Raw genomic sequence first — 12,420 nt, 5'->3', positions numbered from 1 at the left:
TAAATTTCAGATGCCAAAGCCCCACACTTTCCCGACCTTGTACGATGACTTAAAAACAGTTAGTATTTCCTTTTTGACAAAGCACGGTTATTTAAAGCCGAACCAATGGCAAAGCGGTACAATTACTTGGAGCAGGAACGGAAACAAAACAGGCAGTATTTCAATACGGGTAAACACCCAGCCCGAAAGCCCTTACCTTGAACTGGATTACAAATGCAACGAAGCCCCGATAAATTACAGGGTGCAACTTATTTCAGCCCCTTCCAATTTAGGCAAAGGGGTTGTTTGGTATTTCGTTTGCCCCCATACTGGTAAGCGTTGCCGAAAGCTGTATTTAGCCGACACCTATTTTTACCACCGTTCAGCGTTCAGGGGTTGTATGTACGAAAAGCAAACCCAAAGTAAAAAGTACAGGCAGTTAGATAAAACGCTGGGGTTATATTTCCGAACCGACCAACTGTTTGAACAGATTTACAAAAAGCACTTTAAAAAACAATATGCAGGAAAGCCAACTAAAAAGTATTTGAAATTTACCCAGCAAATACAAAGAGCCGAAAGCATACCATACCACGAAATTGAACGGGCTTTGATAAGCTGAAATACTGAACGGAAAGTTTCCTATTTCCCGAACTGGAAAGTAAAGCCGTTTAACACCTCAAAAGTGAATTTCCTGAAAGGTATTGTACCTTATTTGTACCTTGAAAGTATTGTATTTGTGTAAAGCCTTGTAAATAAAGCCTTTTAGTAAGTTAGTTACTTTTTGTATCGGGAAGTAATCACGTTTCCTTTAATGAGCTTTTTCTTGCTTTTTGTGCTATGGTAGTGAGTTTTACTTGCTCATAGTTATGCTTTCTTTGCCTTTTATTAGCGTTTTTTAGTTGTGATGTTGGTTACTAATGGAAAAGTTAGGGAATTCGTGACATGAATTCAGAGGGAGAGTGATACGTAATGATACTCAATGATACAGTATGATACGCAATGATACGTTCAGCTCCTTCTTATTAGTAACCAAAAATCGTAATTATCATGAGCAGTAATATCCGACTGAATAAGGTTTGCCAGCATTGTCAACAGGAATTTATAGCTAAAACGATGCTTACCCGGTATTGCTCCCATACTTGCAATAGAATAGCATATAAACAGACAAAGCGGGAGCAAAAGCTGAAATCTGCTATACATCACGTAAGTGCACAACCAATGCCGGTGATCAATTACGTGACAATAGCAGATAAGCCCTTGTTGAACCTGAATGAAGCAGCACAGCTATTAAACATTACCCCGCTTACGCTTCGCAGATGGCTGAAGGCAGGAAAAATTAAGAGTATACGGAAAGGGAAAAAACACTTGTTCGATAAGCAAGGGTTACTACAGTGAAGATGTACACACTGCCAAGGAAAGAGGTATATGTATTATCGCAGATCGCAACGCTGATTTTCAGGATTGTATCTTTTTACATGCCCATTATCCCGGATACAAGTTATTCAACGTGATTTATTTAGTGGGTTTGAAATTTTTCATCAACTCAAGCATGGGTGTAGATAAATCAAAAATGGCGTACGAAAAGCTACAGACTTGCTCATACAACATCAGCATATCCGCCCGTTTGTTTTTATCCCAATCGTCTGCATATTCGCTACACATCCCTGCTGATAACAGCTCCCACATTAATACCTGGACTTTTTCCGGTGATTCATACAAATCGATGAAAATCTCAATCGTATTGAAGTGCGGATCGTTTTGCATTGTTAAGATTAAATTTTTTGGCGTTTCCTAATACGAGTGAGATACCTTTGAAGGTCTTGCTGTTCCTGTTCAAGAACCTGAACTATTTTATCTTTTTCAGCATTAGTAAGTGCTGAGATTATTGAAAAAGGGGATTCCTGATTAGGAATATCTCTCAGCCGTAATTTGCGATAGAACGTGGGTATACTCCATCCACACTCCTTACACACTCTTTCTCGGAAATTAATTGGATGCTTCGTTAACCTACTGTGAATAATTGACAGGACATTTTTGGTTTTTTTCATATCAAATTGAGATTGTTATGGGTGTAAATGTCCTGCCAGTAATGCAATAGAACAACAGTTAAGTATTATTTATAACAAATTTTATTCGGATTTACAGATTTATAGAGGTGCGGGGTGTGAAGCAATTAGAGAGTTTTTAGATTAAGTTATCTTATTACACTGCCTGGAAAGCTATAGTCATCCGCATCTATTTTGCCGCTATTAACTTTATCCACAGCTTTCCTCCATTTGTCAATTACGCTGATAGATTTTATCACCTTTTTCTCTGAAATCTGATTGATTTGGTCTTCAGTTTCCAATGAATATTTAATAACTACATCCTTTACAGGATATGCTGCATATTCCACGGGAATTGATATTGACTCCAGTTTCTGAATATCGTAGTTTTCCCGTGGTTTAAGATTTCGAAATGATGCAATTGATAAAATACCGCCGAATAAATTTCTATTAACTTCTTTTTCGGTTATTATGGTGCCGTTTTCGAGTTTGAGGTAGGTTGACATTGTCAATACGCCATGTGCAATAATGTTGGGCGTATTGTTTTGAATTCTACCACTAAATAAGTATATAATGGTCCTAGGCTGCTTTTTATCATCCAGGCTGCTGGTTAAAACAAAAAAATCATCAGCCTTTTGGGACAACAAGCTGAAATCTTTTGATTCTACTTCGGAAGATGTAGCCTCACATCCAAAAAAAAATATCACTACCGATAGTAGCATTGAACTAACAGTTATGAAAGTACGTAAATCTATTTTTTGCATGATTATCAATTGTTAGAGTATTAAATCTCCACTGAAATTACCAGTTTGACAACGTCAGGTTTAAATTTAGTCACATATCATATATGTTATGGTGGCATATGTGATATAACGGCAACTTCGTTGTCGTGGGCAACGTCAGAAATCAGGCATACATTGACGCTTTCGGCAAGCATGTAAAGCAGCTTCGCAACTCAAAAAAGTTGTCGAGGGAGACGGTTGCTGCCCATGCTAACATAGAAGTGATGCAAGTGTATAGGATTGAGACAGGGAAGGTGAATACAACGATTTCTACGTTATTAGCTTTGTCGAAGGCGCTGGAAATAGCCCCCCAGGAGCTTCTGAACTTTAAATTCTGATTCAAATGTAAAATGAGTTTCCCCCCTCGAATACTGGATGCTGTTTTTTGCAGATGTCAACACGTTTTTTTCGCTTCAAACAGATTTTTGGATGAATGATAGCGGAAACGTATTCGAAATCAAAAAAATGCGTTATGCAACAGTAAGAATTGACATTTTCTGTTTTGCATCAGATGTGTTCTAACGAAAAAGCGTATAGCGGAAATTTTTTTTGTTGATGCTAAGGAATAAAGTATTCACACTTCGTGTTCATACTTCATTCCTCTTCTTCTTTTTACAACTACTTATATAGTGTATACTAATAATAAAAAAGAGGGAAATGAGGATAGCGTAGCTATACTTGTTTCCCTCTCAGGAATAAATAAGAATACTTGTATTCTTATTTATGACTCTTTTTAGACTTTAAAATAAAAAAAAACGAAAAAAAAGTGAGAAAAACAAGCGTACACTCGATTTTTTTTTGTTGATATGGCTGCCGACATAAAGTTAACCTTCTCTCTTTGTCGATTCACTACATCTATGCACTCATGATTCGCAGCATAATATAGAATGCTGTTTTTTACTTTCGTAAACCACTGTTTTTTCGTTTGAAATAGATTTTCGGATGAATGATACCAGAAAGCAGTTAGAATCGAATAATTGCATAATGCAACAGTAAATTTAAATGCATCCTTTTCTTTTGTATTCTCGTGATTACTTCTTCTGCCTCGGAAGTGTGGTTACCATTGAAACCTGTGCATGGAATGCATCTCATGTTGTTTGAATGAAAAAGTCAGCTGAAAGTCGTGTTATAATACGTAACCAGAAAAACGATTAAACATGAAAATTTATCTGCTGAAACGTAGAAGTACTATTTCCGAAGAAAGTGCGAAAGTTCGTAAAACGAGTTTATACCTTGCTTATCATTATGGCCCTCATCAGCCACGGGAGTATGAATTTCTGAACCTTTATCTTTATGAAAAGCCCCGAACCCAGCTAGAACGAGATCATAATAAGCAAACTACGCTTCTCGCCGAAACGATAAAAGCCAAAAAGATACTTGTAGCTAATAGTAGTCAACACGGATTTATCAGCCCGATATTAGGGAAAACCAGCTTTATTGAATTTTTCAAAAAAGTGATGGAAACGAAAAAAGATTCCGAAGGTAATCAGGGTTGTTGGGATAGTGCATATAAGCACCTTCTTGCCTTTTCCAATGGTAAAGACATTATCATGGACCAAGTGAATGAAATGTTTCTTGAACGGTTTAAAGAATATCTGTTAACAACCAAGGCAAGACGCGGAAATAAAGAAAGGAAGCTAGCGGTGAATACGGCACTCTCGTATTATACGAAAGTTAAAGCTGCGGTGAAAGAAGCGCATATAAAAAAGCTTCTGCGTGAAAACCCTGTAACAAGAGTAAAAGGAATTAGAGCGGCTGAAACACATCGGCAATACCTAATTTTTGAGGAATTGCAAGTACTTATGAATACAGAATGTGACGTACCCATCTTGAAACAAGCATTTCTTTTCAGTGCACTCACCGGTCTTAGATTTTCTGATATACACGCACTGAGATGGAATAATATTCAATACAGTGAAGTTGATGGTTGGTTTATACAGTTCACTCAAAAGAAGACAAAAAGCGCGGAAACATTACCAATCTCAGAGCAGGCGGTAAAACTGCTTGAAGAAAAACGTATCGATGATGGCAATGTGTTTGAAGGTCTACAATATAGCGCATGGCACAATGTAAAACTACGGGAATGGATAAGTGCAGCCGGGATAAATAAAAAGATTACTTTCCATTGCGCCCGCCACAGCTTTGCTACATTGCAGCTTAGCATGAATACTGATATATACACCGTTTCTAAGTTACTTGGGCATAAAAACCTGAAAACCACCGAAATATATGGTAAGGTCATAAATAAAAGGAAAATTGAGGCGGCAAATAAGATTCCGCTGTTAACTTCTAATAAATAATCAGTTACACCATTAAAAAGATCGTAAATGCAGACCGTTTCAATTAATATACATGCAACGTGGTTGAGATATTGCACGAATTACGTGAAATTAAAAAGAGCCTTCTTATGAATAAGAAGATGCTTACACTTGAAGAGTTTTGTAACTACACAGGTATCGCTAAAAGCTATGCATACAAATTGACATCTTCAGGAAAGATCAAGTTCTATCGTCCATTTGGTAAGTTGATCTATTTTGATATTGAAGATGTAGTTTCTTTTCTTAGACAAAACTCAACCGACTCCTATAATGAAGTTGAAAAGAATGCTAGTCACCGTTTAATTTGAAGCTTGTGGTTGCAACAGTATGAACAGGGGGGAGTTAGCTCTCCCCTCCTGTCGCAGGGCAATCTTTGCTATAATACTCACTACACTCTCTTTTGATTGAAGCATGAATTTCCTTCTGTTTCTTAATATCAGAAATAAGAAAATTGCGCTTCGTTAGGTTTTTGTATTCATAGAAAAATCCTATCCCCGGTCGCTTAGTATCATTGATAACAAGACCATTAATAAGCGGCCTACCCGCTGCATATTCTTCTCTACCAATCGCAATTAAGATGCTTTGTAGATAGTCTTGATTTTTTTTGGTGATGCTGAGACCGACCATTTTAAGAATTTCGCTGTAGCGAATTTCTCCTGTAGTTTTTGCCTTTTCTGAAAGAATTATTCGAATTTTATTTTTCATAAAAACAATTTCAAACAAAGGTAGACTTGCGTGGAATTGTTAACTGATTTGTTAAGACTTACATCGCCTTTATGCATATAACACTTTAGTGTTACTTAAATAAAAAAAGTTTTTTATTTAAACTATTTGGCCTATTTTATGTTTAAATAAAATAATTAGTATTTTTGCGGCCGAAATGAAAAAGATTGCATTGTAATTATTTTTAATGTTTAAAAGTCATAATATGTTTTATTCACATTCCTTAGAAGATAACAAATTTGACTTTTTTGTTTCTTTCCTTATTTACATTGTGAAAGGAGATTTAAGTTATGTCAATCTTGTTACCCCAATAATTAAAGATGCTCATGAACTTGCTAATGGACAGAAAGATTTCTATTCAATTGATAGAAATAACTTTCCTATCATTGTTCATTTAGTTGAAACAGAAAGGGAATATTTTAGGGCATTAAATGCCGATCACTTAACCACTGATCAGTATCAGCATATTCTAAATTTGGTTTCTCAACAACGAGAAGTTGCTGTAGTATGATTACCATAATACAAGAATGGATATAAAATTACTAGAACTCCATATTTCTCAAGCAGAGTTAGCATTAAATAAGGCTTGCAATAACAATTATTCAGACAGAGCCAAAGAAGAGTATCAGCAAACTTTGCTTGAGTTATTTAGGCAAATTAAGACCAATTTTGTTAATACTCCCCCAACATCCCCTCCTGATATATTTGAGATAAAAAGGGAAATAGATTTTATCTTCAAAAGTCTAGAATTTCTGGATAGTAGTACGCTAAATTTGATACCATATGAAATAGTAGAATGTTTGCGTTGTGCTATGGTTGAATGGCTACAGCCGGGTGAAAATTATATTATAGTTACAAGTCTAATTAATGACATTCAAGGATTTAGTTTTGATCCTCGTATTGCATTTAATGACCCTCTTTATGTTTCAATAAATAAAAAGTACGGATTAACGTTTGACAATCGCCTTGTTCAGATAAATATACCCAAAGCTCTTTCAAGAGATTATTTGACAGCAGTCGTGCTGTATCATGAGCTTGGACATTTTATTGATAATAAGTATAGCATATCATCTGCGCTTGCTAGAGATTTGTATCGCAAATATATTAACAATATATTTAGTGCGCTAGAGATAAATGCTATAAATACCTATTTCCCTTTTTTGCTTCAGAATTATACACATAATGATAAAGTGACTTTGTTAAGTTACCATATTGCAGAGTATTTCTGTGATTTGTTCGGCGCACAATATATAAATGATTGTTCGAACAAGTATTTAGATTATCTAACTGAAAATCAGAATGTATTTTCTGATAGCCATCCGTCTACAATAAACAGGTCCAAAGTCGTTAAGGACTTTCTGGATAACACCTCTAATGTTATTGTTGATCAAATAAAAAATGCAGTAAGACAAATTACAGGAACCAAGAATCTGGATTATCGCTTTACAAAACTTACGGGTGCTGACTTTTTTAATTTCCTACCAATTACATTAAAAGATGAAAAAGAGCTTCATGGCATCTTCATATTAGGATGGGACGTATGGTTGGATAATTGGCAAACATTTTCAACTAACATGAATATGAATTCTGCTATACAAAGACCTCAAGTGTATAGCATCATAAATAATTTAATAGAGAAGTCAATTAGTAATTATTTTATCAATCAAAAATGGACGCAAATTCAATCGGCCACTCAACAAGTGGTGCCCTAACTGGAAAGGAAATTGCAGATAGATTGGATAAGGATCTCTTTATTAGGCCTTTGCTGGAGGTAGATAAACAGATAAATGAATTAGGCATCGATTTTAGACTTGGCTGTGATTTTCTAGTTTCATTGCAAGGTCGCGAAGCGTTTATTAATGCATCACTTAATGGAGACAGGCCTCAAAGAAACATTCATCAATTTTTTCAACCGACTCGTCGTCAATTAGGTGAAACTTTTATTTTATATCCCCATCAAACCATTCTTGCAACTTCCTTGGAATATTTAAAGATGCCGGATAACCTATTTTTGATGTTGATGATGCGTAGCTCATATGCTAGGTTGGGGCTAACTATCTCAACAATCGTGCAGCCTGGTTATTGCGGATGTATATCGCTGGAACTTACAAATAACAATAGAAACTCTATTAATTTAACAGTTGGTGCAAGAGTATTTCAGGCGATCTTCTTTAATACTGAAAAAACACAATATTATAGTAAAGAAAGAAAGTATATATGCCAGGTTCGTCCTGAACCATCTGGCGCTATAAAAGATCAAGATTTGGGGCTTTTGCATGAATTATGGTGTGCAGAGAATAATAGAACACCAAATAAGCTGTCAACTCCATAGCATGGCTAATATCTGTTACTAATCATTCACGAATCTAGTTTCATTTCCCCTGAAACAAACGAAATAACAGGCGATATAACATCTCCGGACCCTTTCTGTATTGGCAAGTAGTATTCGCAAAGCTCTCGAAGTACGCTGAACCCATGCTGTCCATCATCATCAAAATTTTAACGATTAATGTATGCGTATTCACCTCATCCAACTCATATTTTTTCAAGTTCCCCGGCAACCACTTTTGCCATTTCCTTTGAACTGAACGGATTTTGACCCGTTATCAAATTCCCATCAACCACAACATTGGAGGTCATCGGAATAAAAGCTTTTTTAAGATTTGCTCCCCGTTCTTTAATCGCAGCTTCAAGATTAAACGGAACCTCATGCTTGCGCCTGGCAATAGTTTCCTCGAACCAGTCAAAGCCAGTCATTGATTTTCCCTTTATCAGGTGTTCTCCGTTGGAAAGCCTGACATTTAATAACCCACCTACGCCGTGACAGATGGCAGCGACCATTTTACCCTTTTCGTATTGTTGGCTGATGATATTCTTAATATTTGCATCGTCTGGAAAATCATACATGGTAGCATGCCCCCAGCCAGATAGACACAATCAAAAGATTCGTTAATTACTTCATGGAGGCTTTTTGAGTGATTCAGCTCATCCATAAATTTGGGATCTTCATAATAATCTTTGGATATTTTGTCAAGAACAAGCGGTTTCAGGCTCTCGGGATCTATTGGTACCTTGCCCCCCTTTGGACTTGCTATCGTTATGTCCCAATTTTTCTCTTTGGCCTTATGATAAATATGCGTCAGCTCACTGAGCCATAGCCCTGTGGCCAGGCCGCTTGCATACTTATCGACATTGGTAACAATCAATAAAAGCTTTTTCATAAATCACTTATTTGTTATCAGCGGATTTGGCAGTAACCTGATTACCGGAATTTCTGTGACCTCAATTTTATTTTAACCGACCTCATAAATTTAATGATGATCTGAATTCCAGTGGGGAAAGTGATGTCCGGCTTTTAAAAAGGCGGTGAAATGATTGCGGATGTTCAAATCCAAGTTGATAGGCAATTTCAGAAACGGACATGGAGGTAGTAGATAGTAATTCTTTTGCTTTTTCAATCAACCGGTGCTGGATATGCTGCTGTGTGGTTTGCCCTGTTTGCACTCTTAACATATCACTCAGGTAATTTGCACTCAGATGTAGTTGATCAGCAATAGACTGAACTGAGGGAATCCCGTTAACAGCTAATTTATCCTTTCTGAAATAATCATCCAATAGTACCTCCAGCTTTGAAAGAAGGTCACTATTCGCTTTCTTCCTGGTCAAAAACTGGCGGTTATAAAAACGGTCACAATATTTTAACAACAGATCAAGATTTGAAACCAACAGGTCCTGCGAGAATGGGTCCATGTTTCCTGCAATTTCACCTCCCAGATGATCTATTATTTCAAAGATGGTTTTCTCTTCCTTTTCAGAAAGGTGCAAAGCTTCATTGGCCGTATAAGAAAAATACCCGTATTCTTTAATATCCGATGCCAATTTGTATCCATGCAGGAAGTCCGGATGTACCACCAAAACAAATCCTCTTACTCCATTCAGCAGTACATCATCAAACTGAAGCACCTGATGCGGGGCAATGAAATACATAATGCCTTCATCAAAATCATAATATTGCTGGCCATACCTGCATTTTCCGCCGGCACAGTCTTTTTTTAATGCAATAACATAAAAGTCAGTGGTTATGGCGCTGAGAATCGTCTCCGGTTCCAGTTTAACATCATCAAAATTAAATACGCTGATCAGCGGATTCGCAGGTTTTTTTTAAACCTAAGAATTGATGAAGCATACTTATGGATGAAACTTTTGCCGGAGCCTTCATATGCTGATTTTCAGATTTGTACATGACTAATTTACTGATTTATTTTGTTCCCTGAAAGCTGTTCATCTTTTGTAATACTGATTCCTTGTTTATAGGTGGTGACGTGAAAATCCGGGAATTTATTTCTGAATTTTGAATCATCAAATATATTGTCGTGTTCGTACCTGGGAAGAAGCTCGAGTAGTTCCTTTACACTTTTGTTAAAAAATGAACCTATTTTGAACATCCATTTCGGCACGACGGAATATTTCAGGTCTTTACTGTAAATGCCTGAAGCCATCCGGATAAACTCTTCATAATTTGGATGGCTTTTATCCACCGGGAGATGCCATGTCTGACCGAATGCATCAGGCGTATTGCCGATCAAAGCAGTCGCACGGCTGGCATCAGGAGTCCAAATCAGGCTTCTTTTCTTATTTGCGCTCAATGGAACTTTTAGCTTTTTACCTTCTTTGATATTGTTAAATATTAAGGTATTAGTAATGCTCTGCGTTTTGCCGGGACCGTAAAATTCCGGGGCACGACAGATCACCGCTTCAAGCTCACCGGATTCAATTTCCTTCAACACCATTTCGGCCATTTTTCTTCTGACCCTTCCTTTTCTTCCCACAGGCGCAAAAGCTGTTTCTTCTGTCAAAACGCGATCATCCTGGGGATACATATACGTATTGTCAAAGAATACGAGTTTTGTTTTGTTGATCTTACAGGCATCAATTACATTACGCAGAATAAGCGGGAACTGTTTCTCCCAGAGATCAGCGCTAATCGGCAGACCTAATGTGAAATAGGCAATCTCGCTGCCTTTTACGGCTTCAATAGCTTTTTCACGAATGGACAGATCCGCAGAAAAGATTTCATCCGTATCATTTATCTTTTTTGCATTCCTGCTGACAATTCGTATGGAGGAGGTAAAATTCCTTTTAAGTTCTTTTGCAAGCTCTTCACCAATCTGACCGTTGGCTCCTAGTATCGTTTGCATAACTTTTACTGTTTTGAATTATTATACAAAGTTCAGTAACCTGCCTAAAAGCAGGGTATCTGAATTATCGGAAGTTGTAACATAATCTCTGTTACGTTACCTGTTCAGCCAATGCATTTTTATCAGTGTAAGAGGATATTTTATTCCTATTTCTTTGTGTTAAGGCGAAGCGTGCGGTCACGTGCGGTTGAAGTGCTGGCGGTCCGTTTCCACGAGTTTGTTGCGCAGCAGCTCACCGCTGCTGTACTGGCTGAGGGGTGTACAATGCGGCCTGAAACTCCGGCTGATAATCATATCTCATCAGTTTACCCAAATCCAGTGATTGAATGAATTTTGATAACGGACCATCGGTAAGACCAAGTTTCACGTCTTCCTTCTTTTTACTGGTTGCTTTTTTCAGCGCCCTTACATCTGTATAGCCGTGCGTTAATTGTCCATTTTTATCCAGGTTAATGAAATTGGAACGAACGATTGCTGGTGCTGTGGTCTTTATATCTAATTTCTTGCCTGCTATCGAAAAATCCGGTTTGCCTGATTCATCACGAATAGTAAAGGTAATGGAATCGCCTTTATCATTAAAATCAATCGGGATCAGCCATTTCGGTAAGTTATATCCAACTACCCCGCGAACTCTGGCGAGCTCTGTATTTACCGGGAGCTTTAAAACATACCCCCAGAGACTGTTGTTTTTAATTTCGCGGAGTAAAGAAAATACGCCCCAGTTGCCTGCATCAGGCTTGGCCGTAACGATGGAAATCGATAACTCGTTATACGAATCGTTATCACAATAATGATAGGCATAAGCTGTTATAGCAATGAGCCCTCGTCCAGGGGTAATCGAAATCGGTTTTACAATATCACGGACTTTTTCAGGGATCAGCTTTTTTAATGTTTTCATATCAGCAGTATAGATTGCTGTGATACTGCTGTTGCTGTAATAAAAATTCGGAGAATAAGTGGTAAATCCAACCTCCTTTTTTTCTTTCCGGATAGTCCTAAACCAGCCAAGATCAATATCCGGCCTTTCTTTTTCAACAACAGGTAATGGTGGATTAGAGCGGAATCGATCATACAGTCCGCCCTTTATGACAGGTACTTTTTGCCCTGCTAGATCAATTATTATCTGTCCGGGTTGGATAGTGTCCATAATGAGCTGATTTTTTGGGTGTTCAATTACAGGGCTTGAAACAACAGATTTTTGAGATCCGGTATTGTCAAAACTACCTGCTAACATTTGTGAGTAAATCGTTACCAACCCTGCTGTTGTCAATATTTTAAAGATAACGTGTTGTGCTATTAAAAAGATAAAGCATGTTTGATCTTTGAAATTTTGAGTCCATTTTTGAAATTGATGAACTGGAGCAGAGAAGTCGCC

At 37.3% G+C, this 12,420-nt stretch carries 16 protein-coding genes; 8 read left to right on the top strand and 8 right to left on the bottom strand.

Features of this window, described 5'->3' with window-relative positions; all coding sequences use genetic code 11:
• Positions 1 to 10: 10 nt before the first annotated feature.
• On the top strand, positions 11 to 598 hold the full coding sequence (locus BOC67_RS24885; RefSeq protein ID WP_291914886.1) for a hypothetical protein: 588 nt from the start codon (positions 11 to 13) through the stop codon (positions 596 to 598).
• A 428-nt stretch (positions 599 to 1,026) separates the two neighbouring features.
• The gene (locus BOC67_RS25430; protein WP_367115595.1) at positions 1,027 to 1,374 is read left to right on the top strand and encodes a helix-turn-helix domain-containing protein; all 348 of its coding nucleotides are present in this window, start codon (positions 1,027 to 1,029) and stop codon (positions 1,372 to 1,374) included.
• Positions 1,375 to 1,491: 117 nt separating this feature from the next.
• Here the strand turns inward: BOC67_RS25430 and BOC67_RS24880 are convergent, their stop codons facing one another.
• Positions 1,492 to 1,743 carry a hypothetical protein gene (locus BOC67_RS24880; RefSeq protein WP_291914884.1) on the bottom strand — a complete coding sequence of 84 codons (252 nt, stop codon included), beginning with the start codon at positions 1,741 to 1,743 and terminating at the stop codon, positions 1,492 to 1,494.
• Positions 1,744 to 2,173: 430 nt separating this feature from the next.
• Positions 2,174 to 2,788: a hypothetical protein gene (locus BOC67_RS24875; RefSeq protein WP_291914882.1), complete on the bottom strand. Its 615-nt coding sequence runs from the start codon at positions 2,786 to 2,788 to the stop codon at positions 2,174 to 2,176.
• Positions 2,789 to 2,913: 125 nt separating this feature from the next.
• On the opposite strand from BOC67_RS24875, the gene BOC67_RS25425 reads away from it, so the two are divergent.
• The 3 genes from BOC67_RS25425 (at position 2,914) to BOC67_RS24865 (ending at position 5,432) form a co-directional block, all read left to right on the top strand.
• Entirely contained in the window at positions 2,914 to 3,144 is a 231-nt protein-coding gene (locus BOC67_RS25425; protein WP_367115594.1) for a helix-turn-helix domain-containing protein, read from the top strand.
• Between the two features lie 819 nt (positions 3,145 to 3,963).
• Positions 3,964 to 5,106, top strand: a complete 1,143-nt coding sequence (locus tag BOC67_RS24870; protein WP_291914880.1) for a site-specific integrase — start codon at positions 3,964 to 3,966, stop codon at positions 5,104 to 5,106.
• Positions 5,107 to 5,213: 107 nt separating this feature from the next.
• Positions 5,214 to 5,432, top strand: a complete 219-nt coding sequence (locus BOC67_RS24865; protein WP_291914878.1) for a helix-turn-helix domain-containing protein — start codon at positions 5,214 to 5,216, stop codon at positions 5,430 to 5,432.
• Between the two features lie 34 nt (positions 5,433 to 5,466).
• Here BOC67_RS24865 and BOC67_RS24860 read toward each other — a convergent pair whose 3' ends face one another.
• Positions 5,467 to 5,829 carry a hypothetical protein gene (locus BOC67_RS24860; protein WP_291914876.1) on the bottom strand — a complete coding sequence of 121 codons (363 nt, stop codon included), beginning with the start codon at positions 5,827 to 5,829 and terminating at the stop codon, positions 5,467 to 5,469.
• A gap of 223 nt (positions 5,830 to 6,052) precedes the next feature.
• On the opposite strand from BOC67_RS24860, the gene BOC67_RS24855 reads away from it, so the two are divergent.
• Genes BOC67_RS24855 through dcd form a run of 3 tightly spaced genes read left to right on the top strand, consistent with a single transcriptional unit; the run spans position 6,053 to position 8,179 of the window.
• The gene (locus BOC67_RS24855) at positions 6,053 to 6,358 is read left to right on the top strand and encodes a hypothetical protein (RefSeq protein WP_291914874.1); all 306 of its coding nucleotides are present in this window, start codon (positions 6,053 to 6,055) and stop codon (positions 6,356 to 6,358) included.
• A 16-nt stretch (positions 6,359 to 6,374) separates the two neighbouring features.
• Positions 6,375 to 7,559: a hypothetical protein gene (locus tag BOC67_RS24850; protein ID WP_291914873.1), complete on the top strand. Its 1,185-nt coding sequence runs from the start codon at positions 6,375 to 6,377 to the stop codon at positions 7,557 to 7,559.
• Positions 7,517 to 8,179, top strand: a complete 663-nt coding sequence (gene dcd, locus BOC67_RS24845) for a dCTP deaminase (protein ID WP_291914870.1) — start codon at positions 7,517 to 7,519, stop codon at positions 8,177 to 8,179. Before BOC67_RS24850 ends, dcd begins: the two co-directional genes overlap by 43 nt.
• 203 nt (positions 8,180 to 8,382) lie before the next feature.
• On the opposite strand, the gene BOC67_RS24840 is transcribed toward dcd, so the two are convergent.
• From BOC67_RS24840 to BOC67_RS24820, 5 genes are all read right to left on the bottom strand, one after another.
• Positions 8,383 to 8,754: a type 1 glutamine amidotransferase domain-containing protein gene (locus BOC67_RS24840; RefSeq protein ID WP_291914868.1), complete on the bottom strand. Its 372-nt coding sequence runs from the start codon at positions 8,752 to 8,754 to the stop codon at positions 8,383 to 8,385.
• The gene (locus BOC67_RS24835) at positions 8,661 to 9,068 is read right to left on the bottom strand and encodes a hypothetical protein (protein WP_291914918.1); all 408 of its coding nucleotides are present in this window, start codon (positions 9,066 to 9,068) and stop codon (positions 8,661 to 8,663) included. The genes BOC67_RS24840 and BOC67_RS24835 overlap by 94 nt, the downstream gene beginning before the upstream one ends.
• 82 nt (positions 9,069 to 9,150) lie before the next feature.
• Complete coding sequence (locus BOC67_RS24830; protein WP_367115593.1) at positions 9,151 to 9,834, bottom strand: helix-turn-helix domain-containing protein; 684 nt, start codon at positions 9,832 to 9,834, stop codon at positions 9,151 to 9,153.
• A 263-nt stretch (positions 9,835 to 10,097) separates the two neighbouring features.
• On the bottom strand, positions 10,098 to 11,045 hold the full coding sequence (locus BOC67_RS24825) for an NAD-dependent epimerase/dehydratase family protein (protein WP_291914865.1): 948 nt from the start codon (positions 11,043 to 11,045) through the stop codon (positions 10,098 to 10,100).
• A 232-nt stretch (positions 11,046 to 11,277) separates the two neighbouring features.
• Positions 11,278 to 12,420: hypothetical protein (locus BOC67_RS24820; RefSeq protein ID WP_291914863.1), on the bottom strand; the 1,143-nt coding region annotated here is incomplete at its 5' end.

It is taken from the genome of Chitinophaga sp. CB10 (assembly GCA_001870995.2).
GTDB lineage: Bacteria > Bacteroidota > Bacteroidia > Chitinophagales > Chitinophagaceae > Chitinophaga.
This window is presented reverse-complemented; position numbering and strand designations above follow the sequence as displayed.

Bases quoted from the DNA above. Each gene is read 5' to 3' on its own strand.
- BOC67_RS24885 (WP_291914886.1), top strand. From the start codon at position 11: ATGCCAAAGCCCCACACTTTCCCGACCTTGTACGATGACTTAAAAACA.
- BOC67_RS25430 (WP_367115595.1), top strand. From the start codon at position 1,027: ATGAGCAGTAATATCCGACTGAATAAGGTTTGCCAGCATTGTCAACAG.
- BOC67_RS24880 (WP_291914884.1), bottom strand. From the start codon at position 1,743: ATGCAAAACGATCCGCACTTCAATACGATTGAGATTTTCATCGATTTG.
- BOC67_RS24875 (WP_291914882.1), bottom strand. From the start codon at position 2,788: ATGCAAAAAATAGATTTACGTACTTTCATAACTGTTAGTTCAATGCTA.
- BOC67_RS24870 (WP_291914880.1), top strand. From the start codon at position 3,964: ATGAAAATTTATCTGCTGAAACGTAGAAGTACTATTTCCGAAGAAAGT.
- BOC67_RS24865 (WP_291914878.1), top strand. From the start codon at position 5,214: ATGAATAAGAAGATGCTTACACTTGAAGAGTTTTGTAACTACACAGGT.
- BOC67_RS24860 (WP_291914876.1), bottom strand. From the start codon at position 5,829: ATGAAAAATAAAATTCGAATAATTCTTTCAGAAAAGGCAAAAACTACA.
- BOC67_RS24855 (WP_291914874.1), top strand. From the start codon at position 6,053: ATGTTTTATTCACATTCCTTAGAAGATAACAAATTTGACTTTTTTGTT.
- BOC67_RS24850 (WP_291914873.1), top strand. From the start codon at position 6,375: ATGGATATAAAATTACTAGAACTCCATATTTCTCAAGCAGAGTTAGCA.
- dcd (WP_291914870.1), top strand. From the start codon at position 7,517: ATGGACGCAAATTCAATCGGCCACTCAACAAGTGGTGCCCTAACTGGA.
- BOC67_RS24840 (WP_291914868.1), bottom strand. From the start codon at position 8,754: ATGTATGATTTTCCAGACGATGCAAATATTAAGAATATCATCAGCCAA.
- BOC67_RS24835 (WP_291914918.1), bottom strand. From the start codon at position 9,068: ATGAAAAAGCTTTTATTGATTGTTACCAATGTCGATAAGTATGCAAGC.
- BOC67_RS24830 (WP_367115593.1), bottom strand. From the start codon at position 9,834: ATGTATTTCATTGCCCCGCATCAGGTGCTTCAGTTTGATGATGTACTG.
- BOC67_RS24825 (WP_291914865.1), bottom strand. From the start codon at position 11,045: ATGCAAACGATACTAGGAGCCAACGGTCAGATTGGTGAAGAGCTTGCA.